The 18,853-nt window shown below is 68.4% G+C and carries 22 protein-coding genes; 13 read left to right on the forward strand and 9 right to left on the reverse strand.

The window, feature by feature from the left end; translation table 11 throughout:
* Positions 1-219: 219 nt before the first annotated feature.
* Both AC2IR1_RS15825 and AC2IR1_RS15830 read left to right on the forward strand, forming a co-directional pair.
* A complete protein-coding gene (locus AC2IR1_RS15825) occupies positions 220-684 on the forward strand; it encodes a thioesterase family protein (RefSeq protein ID WP_486472935.1) in 465 nt (154 codons plus the stop codon).
* Entirely contained in the window at positions 681-1,157 is a 477-nt protein-coding gene (locus AC2IR1_RS15830; RefSeq protein ID WP_486472936.1) for a DUF4177 domain-containing protein, read from the forward strand. Before AC2IR1_RS15825 ends, AC2IR1_RS15830 begins: the two co-directional genes overlap by 4 nt.
* A gap of 153 nt (positions 1,158-1,310) precedes the next feature.
* Here AC2IR1_RS15830 and AC2IR1_RS15835 read toward each other — a convergent pair whose 3' ends face one another.
* Complete coding sequence (locus AC2IR1_RS15835) at positions 1,311-1,565, reverse strand: BolA family protein (RefSeq protein WP_486472937.1); 255 nt, start codon at positions 1,563-1,565, stop codon at positions 1,311-1,313.
* Positions 1,566-1,658: 93 nt separating this feature from the next.
* On the opposite strand from AC2IR1_RS15835, the gene AC2IR1_RS15840 reads away from it, so the two are divergent.
* Entirely contained in the window at positions 1,659-2,288 is a 630-nt protein-coding gene (locus tag AC2IR1_RS15840) for a J domain-containing protein (RefSeq protein WP_486472938.1), read from the forward strand.
* Between the two features lie 308 nt (positions 2,289-2,596).
* Entirely contained in the window at positions 2,597-3,028 is a 432-nt protein-coding gene (locus AC2IR1_RS15845; RefSeq protein ID WP_486472939.1) for a VOC family protein, read from the forward strand.
* Between the two features lie 4 nt (positions 3,029-3,032).
* On the opposite strand, the gene AC2IR1_RS15850 is transcribed toward AC2IR1_RS15845, so the two are convergent.
* The 6 genes from AC2IR1_RS15850 to AC2IR1_RS15875 form a co-directional block, all read right to left on the reverse strand.
* Entirely contained in the window at positions 3,033-3,746 is a 714-nt protein-coding gene (locus AC2IR1_RS15850; RefSeq protein WP_486472940.1) for an LrgB family protein, read from the reverse strand.
* Positions 3,747-3,749: 3 nt separating this feature from the next.
* Entirely contained in the window at positions 3,750-4,118 is a 369-nt protein-coding gene (locus tag AC2IR1_RS15855; RefSeq protein ID WP_486472941.1) for a CidA/LrgA family protein, read from the reverse strand.
* 329 nt (positions 4,119-4,447) lie between these two features.
* A complete protein-coding gene (locus AC2IR1_RS15860; protein ID WP_486472942.1) occupies positions 4,448-5,008 on the reverse strand; it encodes a T6SS effector amidase Tae4 family protein in 561 nt (186 codons plus the stop codon).
* Between the two features lie 190 nt (positions 5,009-5,198).
* The gene (locus AC2IR1_RS15865; protein WP_486472943.1) at positions 5,199-5,747 is read right to left on the reverse strand and encodes a hypothetical protein; all 549 of its coding nucleotides are present in this window, start codon (positions 5,745-5,747) and stop codon (positions 5,199-5,201) included.
* Positions 5,748-6,175: 428 nt separating this feature from the next.
* Entirely contained in the window at positions 6,176-6,997 is an 822-nt protein-coding gene (locus tag AC2IR1_RS15870; RefSeq protein ID WP_486472944.1) for an anti-sigma factor, read from the reverse strand.
* Positions 6,994-7,536 carry a sigma-70 family RNA polymerase sigma factor gene (locus AC2IR1_RS15875; RefSeq protein ID WP_486472945.1) on the reverse strand — a complete coding sequence of 181 codons (543 nt, stop codon included), beginning with the start codon at positions 7,534-7,536 and terminating at the stop codon, positions 6,994-6,996. The genes AC2IR1_RS15870 and AC2IR1_RS15875 overlap by 4 nt, the downstream gene beginning before the upstream one ends.
* A 229-nt stretch (positions 7,537-7,765) precedes the next feature.
* Between AC2IR1_RS15875 and cobS the strand changes: the two genes are divergently transcribed.
* A complete protein-coding gene (gene cobS / locus AC2IR1_RS15880; protein WP_486472946.1) occupies positions 7,766-8,749 on the forward strand; it encodes a cobaltochelatase subunit CobS in 984 nt (327 codons plus the stop codon).
* Positions 8,749-9,426 carry an aspartate/glutamate racemase family protein gene (locus AC2IR1_RS15885; RefSeq protein ID WP_486472947.1) on the forward strand — a complete coding sequence of 226 codons (678 nt, stop codon included), beginning with the start codon at positions 8,749-8,751 and terminating at the stop codon, positions 9,424-9,426. Before cobS ends, AC2IR1_RS15885 begins: the two co-directional genes overlap by 1 nt.
* Before the next feature lie 7 nt (positions 9,427-9,433).
* Here AC2IR1_RS15885 and AC2IR1_RS15890 read toward each other — a convergent pair whose 3' ends face one another.
* Positions 9,434-10,051, reverse strand: a complete 618-nt coding sequence (locus AC2IR1_RS15890; RefSeq protein ID WP_486472948.1) for a hypothetical protein — start codon at positions 10,049-10,051, stop codon at positions 9,434-9,436.
* A gap of 195 nt (positions 10,052-10,246) precedes the next feature.
* On the opposite strand from AC2IR1_RS15890, the gene AC2IR1_RS15895 reads away from it, so the two are divergent.
* The 7 genes from AC2IR1_RS15895 to AC2IR1_RS15925 all read left to right on the forward strand — a co-directional run bounded on the left by AC2IR1_RS15895 (position 10,247) and on the right by AC2IR1_RS15925 (position 16,799).
* Positions 10,247-10,729 (forward strand): hypothetical protein, encoded by a 483-nt coding sequence (locus tag AC2IR1_RS15895; RefSeq protein WP_486472949.1) that lies wholly within the window; start codon positions 10,247-10,249, stop codon positions 10,727-10,729.
* Between the two features lie 223 nt (positions 10,730-10,952).
* Positions 10,953-11,189, forward strand: a complete 237-nt coding sequence (locus AC2IR1_RS15900; RefSeq protein WP_486472950.1) for a hypothetical protein — start codon at positions 10,953-10,955, stop codon at positions 11,187-11,189.
* Positions 11,174-11,593, forward strand: a complete 420-nt coding sequence (locus tag AC2IR1_RS15905; protein ID WP_486472951.1) for a hypothetical protein — start codon at positions 11,174-11,176, stop codon at positions 11,591-11,593. The genes AC2IR1_RS15900 and AC2IR1_RS15905 overlap by 16 nt, the downstream gene beginning before the upstream one ends.
* Before the next feature lie 105 nt (positions 11,594-11,698).
* Positions 11,699-13,573, forward strand: a complete 1,875-nt coding sequence (gene cobT / locus AC2IR1_RS15910; protein WP_486472952.1) for a cobaltochelatase subunit CobT — start codon at positions 11,699-11,701, stop codon at positions 13,571-13,573.
* A 209-nt stretch (positions 13,574-13,782) separates the two neighbouring features.
* Complete coding sequence (locus AC2IR1_RS15915) at positions 13,783-14,511, forward strand: class I SAM-dependent methyltransferase (RefSeq protein WP_486472953.1); 729 nt, start codon at positions 13,783-13,785, stop codon at positions 14,509-14,511.
* Between the two features lie 51 nt (positions 14,512-14,562).
* Complete coding sequence (locus AC2IR1_RS15920; RefSeq protein ID WP_486472954.1) at positions 14,563-16,374, forward strand: aminopeptidase P family protein; 1,812 nt, start codon at positions 14,563-14,565, stop codon at positions 16,372-16,374.
* Between the two features lie 83 nt (positions 16,375-16,457).
* On the forward strand, positions 16,458-16,799 hold the full coding sequence (locus AC2IR1_RS15925; RefSeq protein ID WP_486472955.1) for a DUF427 domain-containing protein: 342 nt from the start codon (positions 16,458-16,460) through the stop codon (positions 16,797-16,799).
* Positions 16,800-16,960: 161 nt separating this feature from the next.
* On the opposite strand, the gene AC2IR1_RS15930 is transcribed toward AC2IR1_RS15925, so the two are convergent.
* Positions 16,961-18,592 carry a chloride channel protein gene (locus AC2IR1_RS15930; protein ID WP_486476426.1) on the reverse strand — a complete coding sequence of 544 codons (1,632 nt, stop codon included), beginning with the start codon at positions 18,590-18,592 and terminating at the stop codon, positions 16,961-16,963.
* Positions 18,593-18,853 lie beyond the last annotated feature (261 nt).

Below are 18,853 nucleotides of genomic sequence, written 5' to 3' on the forward strand. Positions count from 1 at the left end.
GCCGCGAAGCCTTGGGGAGGCCGAGGCCGGAAAGCGTGACGGGAGACGGGGCAGCGCGATACAGGGCACCGGGCACAGAGCACCGGGCGCGGCAGCAGACACAGGCGCCCGGGCAAGACACGCGTAAGACAGCGGGCAAAGCTACGGACATCGGAGGGCATGCCGACCGGCTTGCCCTCCTCCTCTCCTCTGTTACCCTCCGCCGCAAACGGAGGTTCCATGCCCTATCTCAGCGACTACATGACCATCAAGCCGGAGTGGATCGACTACAACGGCCACCTCAACATGGCCTACTACGGCGTCTTCTTCGATCTGGGCGGCGATCCCTTTACCGAGGAGATGGGCATGGGGGAGCAGTATCGGCAGGACACCGGCTGCACCACCTACGCGGCGGAGTTCAAGGTGCGTTACCTGCAGGAGGTCCACAGCGATGCGAAGCTGCGGGTGACCCTGCGGCTGGTCGACGTGGGGCCGAAGTCGTTCCACTATATCCAGGAGCTATACCACGAGGACGGATGGCTGGCGGCCACCGGCGAGGGGATCACCCTGCACGTGGATCAGAGCGGGCCGAAAGTCGCCCCTTTCCCCGAGGCGGTAAAGGCCAGGCTTGACGCCGCCCTGGCCGAACACCAGAAGGAGCCGATGCCCGACTGGGTAGGCAAACCGATGGGACTGCGGAAATGAACTGGGAATACAGGGTCGTGCCCGCCCCGGAAAAGGGGCGCCGTGCACGGGGCGTGAAGGGGCCGGAGGCGCAATTCGCCCTGGCCGTCGAGGACGTGATCAACGAGATGGCCGCCGCCGGCTGGGAATACTGCCGGGCGGAGATGCTGCCGCAGGTCGAACGGCGCGGGCGCCAGACCTATCGCAACCTGCTGGTCTTCCGCCGCGAGGGCACCCCGGGCGATGTGCCGCTGCACCGGCCCGAAGGCGAGGGCGCGCGCGATGGCGCCCGGCGCCCCCTGCTGGGCCGGGTGGTGGACGGCGTGCTGGCCCGCCCCTCGGGCCGCCGCGAACCCAGCCTTGAAAGCGGCGAAGCCAGGCCTGTCGCCGTGAAGGCCCCCGAAGTGCGGCCCCAGGCCGCACCGCAGCCCGGCCCCGCCGCGCCGCCGGTCGATGCGGCCCCCGAAGCCGGGGACGAGAACGAGAAAGCCTGATCGGGCGCGCCTGCCCCGGCCTGTTTTGCCCCGTCATGGGCACCGATCTGTCACTTGAAGCCTTCAGCCCCTTCCGGATCCGGTCCGGGAGGGGCTTTGCCTTGCCCGCATGGCCGGAGCCCTGCCCCGGCGCCGGATGTCAGGTGGGGCGCATCAGGCGGACAGATCCAGCGAAAGCGCGTGGATCTGGGTCATGAGCGGGCCCAGGGCCTCATGCACGGCGCGATGCCGCGCCACGCGGCCCATGCCGGCGAATTCACCGGCCTTCATGCGCACCTTGAAGTGGCTTTCCCCGCCTTCCTGGAACCCGGCATGGCCGCGGTGGCTTTCGCTGTCGTCGATGACTTCCAGGGTCTCGGGTGCGAAAGCGGCCTGAAGCCTTTCGCGGATCTCTGCCTGTCGGGACATTTTTTCTTTCCTCGCCTCTTCACCTTGTCGGTTCATAGTCTAAACTGCAGCGCCTGACTCGGAAACTCCCCCAAGACGCAGGAGGCCGCCCCCATGCCAAAGTCCGATCCCTTCGGTTTCGATATGTCCGTTTCTTCTGCCAAGAAGAAGCAAAACCGCGGTCGCCGCGGGATGTCCGGCGCGTCCGAGACCTCCACCCGCGTCTGCGAGCATCCGGGCTGTGATCAGCCGGGGAAATACCGGGCGCCGAAGGCCCCGGACGTGCTGGATGAATTCTACTGGTTCTGCAAGGATCACGTTCGGGAATACAACCAGAAATGGAGCTTCTTCGACGGCAAGACCGAGGCGGAGATGAACGCCCAGGCCAGCAATGACAAGGTGTGGGAACGCAAGACCAAGCCCCTGGGCGATCCGGAGGCGCGCGCCTGGGCGCGGCTTGGCATCGAGGATCCGCACCAGGTGCTGGGCGCCAATGCCACGCAGAACCCGGGCAAGAGCAACAACAACGGCCACACCCGCCGCCTGCCCCCCACCGAACGCCAGGCGATCGAGATCCTGGAGGCGAAGGACCACTGGTCCAAGGCGGAGATCCGCAAGGCCTACAAGGCGCTGATCAAGGTGCTGCACCCCGACATGAACGGCGGCGACCGCAGCCAGGAAGAACAGCTGCAGCAGGTCGTCTGGGCCTGGGATCAGATCAAGGACAGCCGGAGCTTCAAGTAAGCCTGCCGGCATCCGCAGGAAGGGGCGCGTCGCGGGGGAACCTGCGGCGCGCCTTTTCTTTGCCTCCCGGCGCGCGGGAAAGAGATGATCCCGGGATGGCGCGGGTCCCGGGCAGGTCGCGGTCGATGGACGGAGCGGAGATGGCCCGGCAGCCCGGGGCGCAGGATCTGCCCGGCAATGCGGCATCTGCGCGACGGTGCAGGCAGAGGCGCTGGCGGAGGCCTGTTGCGAAGGCGCGCGGGCGGCCGGGCACTGGCGCCCGGGCGCGGGGCGCGCTCTGATCCGGGCAGGACAGAGCGGAGACCCCCATGAAGATCAAGCGCATTCACCACGTCGCCATTGCGGCGACCGAGGCCTCCCCGCTGACCGAGGTCCTGACGGGTCTGTTCGGCTTCGACGTGCCGCAGGTGGAGAGAAGCGGCGATGGCCGGCTGGAGATCGCGATGTTCGGCAAGGGGGGCGGCAGCGCGGTCGAGCTGTTGTCGCCGCGCCAGCCGGGAGCGGAGCCGCCGACCGCGCCGGAAGCCCATCTGGAGGCGACCGGAGAGGGGCTTTACCACATCTGCCTGGAAGTCGAGGGGATCGAGGCGGTGATGGAGGCGCTCAGCCGCAAGGGTGTCCGGTTCCGGAGCGAGGCGCCGATGCCCGGCCATGGAGGCAGCCGGATCGCCTTCATGGATCCGGAAACCACCGGCGGGATCTTCTTCGAACTGATGGAACCCGCCGGCGCAGGGGGCTGAGCCCCTACTGGAACCAGTTAAGGACCAGGGGCGCGATGAACCCGGTCAGCACCGCGTTCAGCCCCATGCCGATGCCCGCGAAGGCGCCGGCGGTGGGGTGCACCTGCAAGGCGCGCGCCGTGCCGACGCCATGGGCCGCAACCCCGGTGGCAAAGCCCCGCCCCCGCCAGTCCCGCAGGCCGAGCGCGTTCAGCGCCGGCGTCACCACGATGGCCCCGATCATGCCGGTGATCAGCACCAGCACGGCCGTCATCGCCGGATCCCCGCCGACCTTTTCGGAAATGCCGATCGCCACCGGCGCGGTGGCCGATTTCGGCGCGAGGGAGGCCAGAAGCTCCCCCCGGACGCCAAAGGCCCAGGCCAGGCCGAGCGCTGCGACCACCGCCGTGAACGACCCGGCCACAAGCGCCACGCAAAGCGGCAGCAGCGCCTTCTTCACCCGCTTGAGGTTGGCGTAGAGCGGCAGGGCCAGGGCCACGGTGGCCGGTCCCAGCATGAAGTGGACGAACTGCGCGCCTTCGAAATAGGTGTCATAGGGCGTGCCGGTCGCCAGCAGCAGCGTGCCCAGCAGGATGACGGAGATCATCACCGGATTGCACCAGGGCTTGCGCCGCGAAAAGCGGAAGATCGCATCGGCCATCCAGTAGGCCACGAGCGTCACGGTCAGCCACAGCAGCGGGCCTTGTTCCAGGTAGGACCAGAGCAGAAGGGGATCCATGGGTCAGTCCTCCTCGTCCACATTGCCGGTGGCGCGGGCCACGTATTCAAAGGCCACGGCGCCGACGATGATCGCCAGCAGGGTGGACCCCACCAGCGAAACGGTGAGCGCGAGCGCGTGGGAGGACAGCTCCGGCAGGCGGGCGACGGCGCCGACGCCCACGGGCACGAAGAGCAGCGACAGGTGCTGCAGCAGCCCGTCGGCCACGGGCCGCACGGTCGCCAGCACGGGCGGAAAGAGCACCATGGAAATGCACAGCGCCACCATGGCGAGGACAGGCCCCGGCAGCGGCAGTGAGAGGGCACGGGAGAGGATTTCACCGCAGAGCTGGTAGAGCAGCAGCACGATGATACCGGAGAGGAATTTGGGCACGGTCGTTTCCCTGAATGGCTACGGGCCGCCGCGACGGGATGCGGGGGCGCCGGGCCACGGGATCGGGAACGGTCCCCAAGCCGGTGCGACGTCGCGGAAGCTTCTGACTGGCAAGGGGTTAGCGCAGGTGACGCAGGGTCCGCAAGCGCGGCACGGGCGAAGCCGCCATGCACGGGGACCATGGCAGCATCAGTGCCCGGCAGGACGGCACGGGCCCCGTCGAAGGCCCCGTCGAAGGCCCCGACGAAGGAGCCCGCTGCGGGGTCTGGCTGCGGGGGCAGGCTCAGGGTTCTGGCTCAGGGCCCCTGCCCCCTATGGGCCGTCGGTGGTCAGCCCTTGGTTTCCCACAGCTTGACCTTCCGGGCCCGCGCCAGCAGGCCAGAGGCCCCGGCCCAACGGCCCTTGTCGGCGTAGATTTCCAGCAATTCGCCGTTCCAGAGGTCGACATGATCGCCGCTGCGCCTTTTGTCGGTCAGCGGCAGCCAGTTGAAGACCGTTTCCGACGGCGTGCTCCAGCAATCTTCGAGGTAGATCACCCCGGTCTTGCCGTCGATCGGGGTGCTGAAGGTCTTTGCCTTGGTGTCGATGCTGTCGCGGATCGCCTGCAGCATGGTGGCGCCGCTGCAGGAATAGCTGGGCGGGCCCAGCTGCTTTTCCATCGCCACGGCCAGTTCGGTCGCCTTGACGAAGAACCGCTTCGTCAGGGGCTGGTCGCGCACCGCCTCGTTGGTGGCGCCGAGGCCGTGAAAGGTCACGTCCCCTTCGCCCGGGCGGATCTTCAGGGTGGCCCCGACGACGAGCGCGCAGCGGTTGCCGGTGGTGATATCACCGCCCCATCCCCGGATCTGGGTGAAGCGTTCGAGCAATTGCTTGTAGGTATATGCGAGCATGAAAACCTCTGACTGAATCCGGAAAGTTTCCGCCGGGTCAATGGAGGCTGTCAAGTTTTCATGGGTTCCTGCATGGGGCGCACACGGGCGTCGCGCCGCCCGGCCGGAACGGCAGGCCCCGCCGCCGGAGAGCGGCGACGGGGCTGAGGGACGAAACGCGGCGGAAGGGGCGCCGCATATGGCCCGGGGGTCACTGCAGCGCGGCGACCTCTTCGGCGACGCGGTTGCCGTAGTAGTCGACCAGCGCGGCGTAGTAGGTTTCGGGGCTGGGCAGGGTCACTTCGGTGCCGTCATCGACCGCGGCAAGATCGGGCCGGGCCATCAGGCGCACCGGCACCACGTCGATCACCTGGCCGCTGCGGTTCACGATGCGGGTGCGGGCGGTCATGCCGGACCGCAGGGGATCGGGCTGATCGCCACCGTTGTAGCGCAGGCCCAGGCGATCGAGGGAGGTTTCCACCTGCCAGCCATCGGCGGCGATCCCACGGGCCGCCAGGGCGCGCACCACCGCAAGGTCCAGATCGCGGCCGACCCCGTCGAAGAAATCATCGGCGGCCGGATCGGCCAGCTCGACCGGGCGGTTGAGCGCATTGGCGATGCCGCTGGCCTCTTCCAGGGTGTCCTGTTCGGGGATGTCGGCAAAGGCGGGCAGCGCCAGGGGCAGAGCGCCGGCGACGGCGAGGGGCAGCAGGTACTTGCTGGCGGGCTTCTTGCGGGACGTCTTGAGGGGCTGGGACACTTTCGATCTCACTTCCGTTGGCAGCCGGCCTATCCGGGGGCCAAGGGGCATCCGGCCCCGTCCGGGAACGGGGTGGATGGCCTGGGGACAGCCGGCGGGCTGGGGTTGATCAGGGTACGGGACCCTGCGGTCTCACTGCCCAGACAACGGCGGGCCGGGCGGCAGGTTCCCGCGGCTTTGCACGCCCCGGTGCCACTTGACCGCGCACAGGCCCACCGGAGGGCCCGGCAGGTTCCCGCGCAAGTTACTGACGTGACAGTCGTTTTTCAGACCATTCGGAAACGTCTGCCAGACGCCTGAAAGATAGGGGAAAAATTTTGCTCTCCGCAGCTCGGCCGAAGATCGGAAGGGGGCCGGGCGACGGGAGCGGCAGGTTTCCGCAGGCAGGATTCGGACCAGAATTCGGGAGGCAATTGGCGGGGCGGCTGTCAGTCCGACAGGGCCTCTGCCGCGGAGACAAGCTGACCGGAGGCGAGAATGGCCCCCGTCGGCGTGGTGCCCGGCGCGCCGCCTTCGGGCTCTTCCGAGACCTCCATCCGGCCTTCGGGCATGAGAGAGGCCGGCCCCGGCTGCAGGGTCAGGGCCAGGCTGATTTCCCCGTCGGGCCAGAGCGCAAGTGGCAGAGGATCGGCATCCCCGGCCACCAGCCAGAACTGGAACACCCGGCCCTCTGCGGCTTCCCTGCCCTGGCGTTCCAGGGTCAGGGTCCGGTGATCGGCATCGAAGGCGGCATCGAACTGCACCGGCAGATCGGCGGAAGCGACCTGTTCGCCCACCGGGGGCCGGATGGCGGCGAGGTAGTCCGGCGCGGTCGCCGGGACCATGAGCCCGCTTTGCCAGGCCAGCCAGGCCAGCCCGGCGGCCACGGCGGTGCCGATCACAGCCTCGCCCAGGCCGAGGGAGGCGATGAAGCCGCGCCAGCCGGTGGGGATCTCTTCCTCTTCCTCCGGCCAGAGGCGGGCCTGCAGGGCATCGCGGATGCGGGCGACCTTCTCCTCTTCGGGGAGGTCGGGATGGCGGGCGGTGAAATCCCTGGCCCAGGCCGTGACCTCTGCCCGCAGGGGGGCGGCCCCGCGCAGGCGGGCGCGCACCGCGCGCCGTTCGGGCGTGGACAGGAGGGAGAGCAGGTGATCCAGGGCCGCGGCCCCTTCGCCGGAGGCGGGCCGGGCAGCTCGGCCACGGCGGCGGGTTTTCCCGGAGGCGGCACCGCCTGCCGTCGTCGTCCGGGCGCGCCGGTTCTCTTCAGTCATCGCGACAGGCATTCCTTGAGCTTGATCAGGCTGCGCCGCAGCCATGTCCGCATGGTGTTGAGCGGGACCGCATGACGTTCCGCCAGTTCCTGGTAGCTGAGACCCACCAGGTAGGCCCCGCGCACCGCTTCCGCCCGGTCTGGATCAAGCTCTGACAGGCAGGTGACAAGGCGCGCACGTTCGCCGGAGGCAATGGCCTGCGCCTCTGGCCCGGGTTCGCCGGAGGGCAGAACCTCTGCCTCCGACAGATCCTCCCCCCGGGCGCGGCGGGCGCGCAGGCGGTCGATGGCGGTGTTGCGCGCGATGGTGATCAGCCAGGTCATCGGGGAGAACCCGGTGGAGCGGTAGCGATCGGCATTGCGCCAGATCTTCACGAAGGTGTCCTGCAACGCGTCCTCGGCTTCGGAGCGGGAGCGCAGGATGCGCAGGGAGACCCCGAAGAGCTTGCCCGAGGTCAGGTCGTAAAGCCGCTGGAACGCGCCACGGTCGCCATCGGCGGTGCGCGTGATCAGCTCTTCGATCTCCTCCAGCGTGGCCAAATGGCCCTCCGATATTCCAGCCGGCATTCGGAACCGGGCCTGTGCCCCGCCCCGTTCGATGCGGTTCGTGATCCCCGGACGAGCCTTTGTGCAGCCGGTTCGGCACGAACCGGGCCGGGCCCTGCCGGGGGCGTTTTTGCCCTTTCCCTCGCCGCGCGCTTCGATATGGTGCACCGAGACCCCGCAGGATGCTGCGGGTGCGGAATGAAGCAGGAAGGACTTGCCGACCATGGCCGAGGGATCGCTCGATAGCAACGCCAAACCGACCGAAGAAATCTCCGTCCGGGAGACCTTTGGCATCGATACGGACATGGTGGTGAAGGGCTTCGAAGAGCGCACCGACCGTGTGCCCGAAGTGGACAGCACCTACCGTTTCGACCCCGACACGACCCTGGCCATCCTGGCCGGGTTCAGCCACAACCGCCGCGTCATGGTGCAGGGCTACCACGGCACGGGCAAGTCGACCCATATCGAACAGGTCGCGGCCCGGCTGAACTGGCCCTGCGTGCGCGTCAACCTGGACAGCCACATCAGCCGGATCGACCTGATCGGCAAGGATGCGATCAAGCTGAAGGACGGCAAGCAGGTGACGGAGTTCCACGAGGGCATCCTGCCCTGGGCGCTGCGCAACCCGACCGCCATCGTCTTTGACGAATACGACGCCGGCCGCGCCGACGTGATGTTCGTGATCCAGCGGGTTCTGGAAACCGACGGCAAGCTGACCCTGCTGGACCAGAACGAGGTCATCACGCCGAACAAGTACTTCCGCCTGTTCGCGACGTCGAACACCGTGGGTCTGGGCGACACCACGGGCCTCTACCACGGCACCCAGCAGATCAACCAGGCGCAGATGGACCGCTGGTCCCTCGTGGCGACGCTGAACTACCTGAGCCATGATGCCGAAGCGGCGATCATCCTCAGCAAGGCGCCGCATTACAACAACGAGAAGGGCCGCAAGATCATCAACCAGATGGTCACCCTGGCCGGCCTGACCCGGACCGCCTTCATGAACGGCGACCTGTCGACCGTCATGTCGCCGCGGACCGTGATCAACTGGGCTGCCAACGCGGAAATCTTCCGCAACGTGGGCTATGCCTTCCGGCTGACCTTCCTCAACAAGTGCGACGAGCTTGAACGCCAGACGGTGGCCGAGTTCTACCAGCGCTGCTTCGACGAAGAGCTGCCCGAAAGCGCGGCTGCTTCTGCAAGCTGATGCATATCGGCCTGATCGGCGGCATCGGGGTCGCGGCGAGCCTGGTCTATTACCAGCGCCTCGCGGCCCGGGTTGCCGATCTGGGCGGGCGCATGGAAATGACGCTCGTCCATGCCGATATCCAGGAGCTGATCCGCAACAACCTGGCCTGGAACGCGGAAGCACAGGCCGAAAGCTATGCCCGTTATATCGACCGGCTGCGCGACGCGGGATGCGACTGCGCGGCGATCACGTCGATCGGCGGGCATTTCTGCTATCCCGAAACCGTGGCGCGGGCGCGCCTGCCCATGGTCAGCGCCATTGCGCCGCTGGATGCCCATTTCGCGGGTCAGGGGCTGAAACGCGTGGGCCTTCTGGGCACCGCCAACGTGATGCGAACCCGGCTGTTCGGCCAGATGGAGAAGGTGGAGGCCGTGGCGCCCGAGGGGGACCTGGACGCCATCGGCAAGCTCTATCAGGACATCGCCGTCGCCGGGATTTGCACCGAGGCGCAGCGCGCCGAGTTCTTTGAACTGGGCCGCCGCATGGTGGAGGATCAGGGCGCCGAGGCGGTGATCCTGGCGGGCACCGACCTGAACCTGGCCTTCGATCGTGATGCCGGATACCCGGTGGTGGATGCGCTGGACATCCACGTGGCGCTGCTGGCCGATCTGGCGACCGGCCGCGCCAGCCTTTGATCGCGCCCTATTCGAAGGGCAGCTTCGACCAGCTGGTGTTCTTGACGATCTTGGCCAGCTCATCGACCGGGTAATTGCCGTTGCCGCCCACGGGCACCATGGCCGCGGCATGGGTCCAGCACTGGTGGATGTAGATCTGCCGCGCCTTCTTCCCTCCGCCGAGAGAGACCGGTTTCAGCGTGCCGGAATAGCCCGCCGAATTGGCCGGGGCCCCTTCGCCGTAAAGGGCGTAGAGCGGGGATTTCAGCCGCACGACCTTGGCCAGGCCGATCTGCTTGGCGCTGCCGCTGTACCATTCCGACAGCAGGGCCAGCACGCCGTGCAGCATCGACTTGCCCTGCTGGCGATCATGGATCAGCAGGTCCCAGGTAACGCCGAAATGGGCCGCGATCCGTTCGAATTCATGCGGGGTGAACCACCAGGCGCCGAAGTCCCCGGCGCGTTCGCCGGTGCGTTCCACCTCCTTGTGGAGGCGCAGCAGCAGGGCGCCCGTGGGCAGGGTCACCGTGACCGGAGAGTTGATGCCGCCGCCGCGATGGCCGGAGGCGTCGAAGCCGAGCCCGCCCAGCAGGACGTCCTGCGTCGGCTGGCCGCCGGGGTAATCCCCGCTGTTGATGGGTGTCATCCTGTCCTCCCAGACGAAATGGATAGCTGAAAATGGATCCGAGAAATCTGCCGGTCGGGTCCGGCCCTTACAGGATGCGGGAGGCCGCGCGCCCTGTCCAGCCGCCTGACGCGCCGGGCCGGGATCCGCCGAATGCGAGGTATCTGCGCCCGTGCGGTTAAGGGTTTGGGAAACCCCGCGGCGCAGGGTGGATGGATGGAGAGATCGCCCGCCCCACCCCGCCGCCCCGGCCCCGCGTCGCGCGTGGTGCCCCTTGCGGTGCAGTGCCTCGCGCTGCTGTGGCTTCTGCAGGCAGGCGACGGGCGGGCCGCCGCGGCGGTGATGCCCGCGGACAGGGGCACAGGGCCGACAGAGGGGCGCGGGACCGATTGGGCCCCGCAGTTCGCCCGCTGCGCCGGGCGCCTGTCGGCAGAGGTGGAGCATGGATGGCTGACCGGGGCCGAGGGCGACGCCGCGCGCCAGGCCGCCCGCGCTACCATGCTGGAGCTTCTGGCCGCCAGTCCCCTCCCTGATCCGGGCACGCCCCGAGACCTGCTGTCCCTGCGGATCGAGGCGAAGATGGCGCAGCGCGCCCTGCTGGAACGCGCCCGCTTCAACGCCGATCCCGCCGATGCCGCCCGCGCAGCCCAGGCAGCGCGGGCTCTTCTGGCCCCCTGCCTGGCGATGCTGGGCGCCTGACGGGCGCCCTTTGGCCGCCGCGCGACCCGCCGCCCCGCCCTTCCCCTACGGCACCCGATCAAGCGCCGGTCGCGTCACTTCACATTGGCGAGAGGCGCGAATTCTCCCCCGTGCAATCTGCGGCAAAGAGTCCTAACTCATTTGACAATACAAACACACTCCCCTCCGCCGGCGGCCCTCCCCCGCTGGTCCTCCCCTTTCAGAAACAAGATCGGAGCTCCCCATGCGTCGTTTCCAACCCCTTATTTTCCTCTCCGCCCTCGCCTTCCCCGCCGGTATCGCCGAGGTTGCCACCGCCGAGGTGGATGACCGCAACCATGCCGTCACCAGCGAAGCCGTGACCCAGCTGTCGCTGGATGAAACCGCCAGCTACACCTTCGGCAGCGGCATGCCCGGCGGCGCCGGCGTGCGCGCCGACATGGACAGCCGCGCCCTGATCCGCGAGTGGACCCGAAGCTGACCGGCCCTATCTGGGACGGCATGCGCAGCCTGCCTTCCTCCCTCACGCCTCTGGTGGCTCTCATGTCCCTGGCCCTTGTCGCCGCAGCCCCGGCTGCCCGGGCGCAGGCAACAGACGACCCGGGCGAAACCGCGCGCTGCGCGGCCTTCTGGCTGGGCGTTGCGGATGTGGCTGGCGCCTATCCCGGCTATTTCCGCGAAGCAGAGGCGATCCGCGCCCAGGCGCGCGCCTTCGTCGAGGCCGCCGGGGTGGAGGACGTGCCCCCCCTCGACCAGATGCGGCGCGACTACGGGATCAGCGCGCGCGCCGCGATCCTGGGCGGTGATCGCCTTTCCGCCCGGATCTATGAAAACATGACCGATCGCTGCGCGGAGCCAACCCCGGAGCCCACCCCCGAGCCGTGACGCAGCGCCGTCGAAGGGCCGACAATGTGCCGGGCCCGCAAAGCACCGCCCGCGTGCGGCGCTTCGCGCTTGCGGGCGTCGCGGCCAAGTGCTTTATCTTTCGACATGAGCAAGTCCAGCGACAACCCCGCCGATCCGTTCAAGAAGGCCCTGGCCGAGGCCACCAAGGTCATGGCCGACGATCATGACCTGAACGTGCAGTACAGCGTCGACCCTTCGGGCAAGACCGCCGACCAGGTGCGTCTGCCGCAGGTGTCCCGACGGATGTCGAAGGAGGAGGTTCTGCTGGCCCGCGGCACCGCCGATGCGCTGGCGCTGCACCACCGCTATCACGACGCCAAGACCCACGGGAAATACCAGCCCGACGGCCAGATGGCGCGGGAACTGTTCGAGGCGATGGAAACCGCCCGTTGCGAGGCCATGGGCGCGCGCGACATGCCCGGCACGGCGGGCAACATCGACCACAAGATCGCCGCCGAGGCTCGCCGCCTTGGCTATGACGGGATCAAGGATCGCGCCAGCGCGCCGCTGCCTGCGGCGGCGGGCTATCTGATCCGTCACCTGGCCACCGGGCGCCCGATGCCCGCCGGTGCGGAAAACGTGATGGAGCTTTGGCGCCCCTTCATGGAGGAACGCGCGGGCGGGACCCTGGAAGACCTGCAGGAGCGCCTGTCGGATCCCGCGGCCTTTGCCCGCTTTGCCCGCAAGATGATCGACGACCTGGGCTATGGCGACCAGCTGGGCGATGATCCCGATGCGGAGGACGAGGAGTCCATGGACGACGCCGAGGAGGCGCCCGAGGACGATCAGGAGCCAGAGAGCAGCGGCGAGGACGACAGCGAGGACCAGCCCGAGGCAAGCCCCGAGCAGAGCCAGGAGGATCAGCAGGATCCGACCGAGGCCGAGGTCAGCGCCGAGGACATGGCCGACCAGGAAGCCGCCGAGGAAGCCGAGCTGCCGGAGGGCGAGGCCCCGCAGGAGCCCCCCACCCCGCAGCCCGTCAGCGACGCGGATCCGAACTACAAGGTCTACACCGACAGTTTCGACGAGGAGGTTCTGGCAGAGGACCTGGCCGATCCGCAGGAGCTGGAACGGCTGCGCGCCTACCTCGATCAGCAGCTTGACCCGCTGAAGGGCGCCGTGGGCCGCCTGGCCAACAAGCTGCAGCGCCGCCTGCAGGCGCAGCAGAACCGCAGCTGGGATTTCGACAAGGAAGAGGGCGTTCTGGATGCCGGCCGTCTGGCCCGCGTCGTTGCGAACCCCACCACCCCGCTGTCGTTCAAGGTCGAGAAGGACACCGAGTTCCGCGACACCGTGGTGACCCTGCTGCTCGACAACTCCGGATCCATGCGGGGCCGCCCGATCTCCATCGCGGCGATCTGTGCCGACGTTCTGGCGCGGACGCTGGAGCGGTGCAGCGTGAAGGTCGAGATCCTGGGCTTCACCACCCGCGCCTGGAAGGGCGGGCAGAGCCGCGAGAAGTGGCTGGCCGATGGTCGCCCCCAGCAGCCCGGCCGCCTGAACGACCTGCGCCACATCGTCTACAAGCAGGCCGATGCGCCCTGGCGCCGCAGCCGGGAGAACCTTGGCCTGATGATGAAGGAAGGCCTGCTGAAGGAGAACATCGACGGCGAGGCCCTGGAATGGGCGCACCGCCGGATGGTGGCCCGGCGCGAGGCGCGGCGCATCCTGATGGTGATTTCCGACGGCGCGCCGGTGGATGATTCCACGCTGAGCGTGAACCCCGCGAACTTCCTAGAAAAGCACCTGCGCGACGTGATCGCCATGATCGAGAAGCGCAAGGCGGTGGAGCTGATCGCCATCGGCATCGGCCACGACGTGACCCGCTACTACGAGCGCGCGGTGACGATCACCGACGTCGATCAGCTGGCCGGTGCGATGACCGAACAGCTGGCGAGCCTTTTCGACAACGATCCCCGGGCGCGCGCGCGCTTCCTTGGCATGCGCAAGGCGGGCTGAGCCCCGCCCGACAGTCGGAGGCCCCGAAAACGGCCCGGCCCCCAGCGGGAGCCGGGCCTTTTCATGCGCAGGGCCACCTTCGCCCGTGACATTATGCCCCCGTCTTGCCCGGCACGCCGGGCTGGATCGGTGCGCCCGGGGGTGGCAGGGTGTCCCTGGGTGGGCCCATGTGCGCGCTCCGCCGGGCGGAGCGCCGGAAGGATGCGCTGATGCCCCCTGATCTGCCTGAACGCCATTCCCGCAGCCCGCAGCCCCACAACCTGCCCCCCGCCCCGCCATCGGAGAGCAATTTCACCGCCGCGCGTGCCTTCGTCGCCCATGGGCGCAGGCGCCAGCGGGAGGAGGGACGGGAGAGCATTTCCGGCCCCGGCTCCTTCCTGGAGGCCGCGCGCCCCACGCTGACCCTGCTGCGCCGCGCGCTGGAGGAACGCGAGATCGGCTCGATCCTGGACCTGGGGTGCGGCGACTGGAACTGGATGCGGGAACTGGGCCTGCCGGAGGTCGGCGGTGGCGTCGACTACCTGGGCTGGGACGCGGACCCGGACCTGCTGGACGAGCTGCGCGCGCGCCATGGCGGCCCCCGGGTGCGGTTCGAGCTGCAGGATCTGACCACCGCCCCCCTGCCCCGCGCCGACCTGGTGATCATCCGAGACGTGCTGTTCCACCTGCCCCACGACCTGGGATGCCGGGTGGTGGAGAAGATCCGCCAGAGCGCGCGCTACATGATCGCCACCAGCTTCCCCGGGCAGGCCAGCAACCCGGACTGGGGCGACTGCCTTCCGGTGCGGATCGACGGCTGGGGGTTCTACACCATCGACCTTTGCGCGCCGCCCTTCGACCTGCTGCCCCATCTGGTGGAGATGCTGCGCGAACCGGCCTGTTCGGCCCGGGGACGCCCCCGTTTCGTCTGCCTGTTCGATTTCGGCTCGCAACCCTGAGCAGGGAGACCTAGATTGATCCCCGACCCGCGACGATCTTAGGGGATCCAGATGTTCCAGACTTTCGAAACGCCCTCCAGCCCCGACCAGGGGCCACCCCGGCTTGCCCTCCTGCGTGCGCAGCTGAAAGCGGAGGCGCTGGATGCCTTCCTGGTGCCGCGCGCCGATGCCCACCAGGGCGAATATGTCGCCCCCCGGGACGAACGGCTGGCCTGGCTGACGGGCTTCACCGGGTCCGCCGGGTTCTGCGTGGCCACCACCGACCGCGCGGCGGTTTTCGTGGACGGGCGCTACCGGGTGCAGGTGAAGGCGCAGGTGGCCACCGAGTTCGAGAAGATCGACTGGCCGGAAACCCAGGTCGGCACCTGGGTGCGGCAGGCGCTGCCGGGCGGCGGCGTGCTGGGCTACGACCCCATGCTGCATGCCCGGGGCGAGATCGACCGGCTGGCGGCCAGCCTGGAGGGATCCGGCGTCGCCCTGCGCGCGGTGGAGGCAAACCCGGTCGATGCGATCTGGGACGACCAGCCGGAGCCGCCGATGGGCCCCATCGTGCCGCAGCCGATCGAATTCGCCGGCGAGACCCTGGAAAGCAAATGCGCCCGGCTGGGCGCCGAGCTGGAGGCCGCCGGAGAGGCGATGGTCGTGCTGACCCTGCCCGACAGCATCGCCTGGCTCCTGAACATCCGTGGCAGCGACATCGCCCGCAACCCGGTGCCCCACGCCTTTGCCCTGCTCTTTGCCGACGGCCAGGTCGCCCTGTTCGCCGATGACGCCAAGTGCGACGAGGCCCTGCTGGACCACCTTGGCCCGACGGTGAACATCGAAGGACCCGAATCCTTTGGCCCGACGCTGGAACATCTGGCCGGGCGGCTGAAGAAACCCGTCAGGCTGGATCGCAACTCCTGCCCTATCTGGGTGGCCGACCGGCTGGCCGGGCTGGAGATCCACTGGGGCAGCGATCCCTGCATCCTGCCCAAGGCGCGCAAGAACGCCGCCGAGATCGAGGGCATGCGCCAGGCCCACCTGCGCGATGCCGTGGCAATGTGTCGCTTCCTTGCCTGGTTCGACGCCGCACAGGCCGAAAGCCTGAGCGAGATCGACCTTGTGACCCGGCTGGAAATCTTCCGGCGGGAAACCAACCAGCTGATGGAAATCAGCTTTGACACCATTGCCGGGGCCGGGCCGAACGGCGCCCTGCCGCACTACCATGTCACCAGCGACAGCAACCGCCAGCTGGAGACCGGGCAGCTGGTCGTGGTCGACAGCGGCGGCCAGTACCTGGACGGTACGACGGACATCACCCGCACCCTCCTGGTGGGCGAAGAGGCCGGCCCCGAAGAGCGGGAATGCTTCACCCGGGTCCTGAAGGGCATGATCGCCATTTCCCGCCTGCGCTGGCCAAAAGGCCTTGCAGGACAGCATCTTGATGCGCTTGCCCGCTATCCGCTGTGGCTGGCCGGGCAGGATTTCGACCATGGGACGGGCCATGGCGTGGGCGCCTATCTTTGCGTTCACGAGGGGCCGCAGCGCCTGTCGCGCGTGTCCGATGTGCCCTTCGAACCGGGCATGATCCTGTCCAACGAACCGGGCTATTATCGCGAGGGTGCCTTTGGCATCCGGATCGAGAACCTGATCGTGGTGCAGGAGGCAGGGGAGCTGCCGGGGGCCGACAACCGCGCCATGCTGGACTTCGAAACCCTGACCTTCGTGCCCATCGAAAGACGCCTGATCGCACCCGAGCAGCTGTCGGAAGAGGAGCGCGCCTGGGTCGATGCCTATCATGCAACGGTGCGCGATAAGATCCGTCCGCTGCTGGACGCCGAGACCGCACTGTGGTTGGATCGCGCGACAGCCAAACTGTGAACTTCCTGACCCCGCAAGGGGCGTGGTGACACGCCCCTGTTACACGCACGCGGCAGGAGTTTCGGGACCAAGGGAAAATGACCATGACCGACATCACCATCCGCAAGGCGGAGGGCATCTGGAGCGTTCGCGCTGGCGGTGCCGTGCTTGCCGAAAGCCGCGAGGCACTGGAACTGAGCGAAGCGGGCCACCCCGATATCATCTACTTCCCCCGTGACGACATCGCGATGGCCTTCCTGGACCGGACCGATCATGCCAGCCACTGCCCCAAGAAGGGCGACGCGGTCTACTTCTCGATCGTGACGAAGAGCCAGACCCTGGAAAACGCCGCCTGGTCCTACGAGGCGCCGCTTGACCAGGCGCAGCGGATTGCCGGGCACGTGGCCTTCTACGCCACCGATTTCGTGACCGTCGAACAGATCTGAGTTTCGGGCCGCAATCCGGGAGCGATCCCGCCACCGCCAGCCCGGGGTTCAAGCCGGTCGAAAGACCCGCCCGGCCCGTCGCCAGACCTGCAATGCCCGCCCTTCCGGCGGGCATTTCGCGTTTCGGGGCCGATCAGTGCGGGCCGGTCAGTGGGGGCCAGTCAGCTGTGTTCCTCTATCGCCGTGGCGGCGAGGGCCTTGTTGTAGCAGCGCAGCGCATCGACGTGGAAGAGGGCGCCCAGAAGGCGCGGAGGCTGGTTTGCCTCCGGCGGGGAAATCACCGGGATGAAGGGTTCAAGGCTGCGTTCGAAGACCGGGAAGGCCGCTTCGAGCGTGGCATTGGGATCGAGGTAGATCCCCTTCTCTATCAGCTCCCAGCACTTGTCCTCGGGGGCTGCGGCCTCTGCCTCCGGTCTGCGCATGACGCCTGCGACGCTGAACATGCAGAGCAGGTACTTCTGCGGACCGGCGGCCAGGTGGATGCCGCGCCGTTCCAGCTGCGTCAGGAAGAAGGAGCGTTTCACCAGCCGCGATCCGATGGCGGTGGAGATGGAGACGGTGACCATGACAGCCAGCGCCGTGGTCCAGTCCCCGGTCAGTTCGAAGACGATCAGCGTGGTGGAGATCGGCGCCCCCAGCACCGCCGCCGCCACGCCACCCAGGCCTGCCAGCGCGTAGAGCGAGGGGCTGCCGGAATGGTCGGGGAAGAGGCTGGTCGCGATGACGCCGAAGGCCAGCCCGGTGAGCGCGCCCAGCATCATGGAGGGGGAGAAGACCCCGCCGCCCATGCGCCCGCCCATGGTGATCGCCGTGGCGAGCGCCTTGACCAGCGCCAGCACCATCGCTTCGCGCAGGAGCATGTCGCCGGACAGGGCGCGCAGGGTCGTTTCATAGCCCACGCCGATGATATGCGGGAACCAGATCGCCATCAGCCCCAGGAGGCCGCCCGCCACCGCCGGGCGCAGGAAGCGCGGGACGGAGAAGCGGCCCTGCAACCGGCCCGCGACGGTTTCGGCGGTGAAGATCGCCCGCATGAAGAGCCCCGCCACCACGCCGCAGACCGCACCGAGCAGCAGGAAGGCCGGCAGTTCCTGGTAGAGCACCAGGATGGAGCTGTCGTGCAGGACGAATTCCGTGGTTTCGCCGAATTGCAGGCGGGAGATCACCGCGCCCGCCACGGCGGCGATGGTGATGGGCGCGAAGGCGTGGATCGCGAAGTGGCGCAGCACCACTTCGAGCGCGAAGAGCGTGCCGGCAATCGGCGCATTGAAGGAGGCGGAAACTGCGGCGGCCACCGCGCAGCCCAGAAGGTCCCGCCCGGTCACGCCATCGGCCTTCAGCCGGTTGAGCACCCAGGTGGAGGCGACGGCGGCCAGGTGCACCACCGGCCCCTCCCGCCCGGAGGAGCCCCCGGTGCCCAGGGTGATCAGGGAGGCGGCGGCAGAGGCGAGACCGGCCCGGGTTTCGACCCGCCCTTCCTTCAGCGCGGCGCCCTCGATCACGTCGGCGACGGAGCGGACGCGGCCATCGGGGGTGAAGACATGCAGGATGATCCCCACGATCAGCCCGCCGACCATCGGCACCAGAAGGACCAGGTACCAGGGCAGCCCGCCCGCGAAGGAGTGCATCAGGTGCGGATCGTCGGCGCCGTAGGCCAGGCGCTGCAACAGGGAGATCCCGTTGCGGAAGGCCAGCGCCACGGAGCCGCCCACGACCCCGACCGCCAGGGCGATCAGCCAGAACTGGACCTGGTTCGGCCCGCGCGTCCTGAGGATGGACCAATAGGCCCGGATCAGCGTGAAGAGCCTGGCCAACGGCCTGGTGAGCCAGCTTCCGTCCCGCGCCTTGGTCTGCACTGCCCTGCCTTCCCGTCCCGCGCACCGCAGCCCCCGCGGCCCCGGTCAACCTGTCTTCCGTCCTAGGACAAAGCCGCGCCGCGGAAAAGGCCGCAGCGCCCCCGCAACAGGCCCGGCTGCGGAGTGATGCAACGGAAAGACAGAAAACTGTGGACTACGACCATCCGCCCGCTTGAAGAGCGCGCCATGAAAGGTTCT

The organism is Pseudooceanicola sp. NS-SX8 (assembly GCF_057380755.1).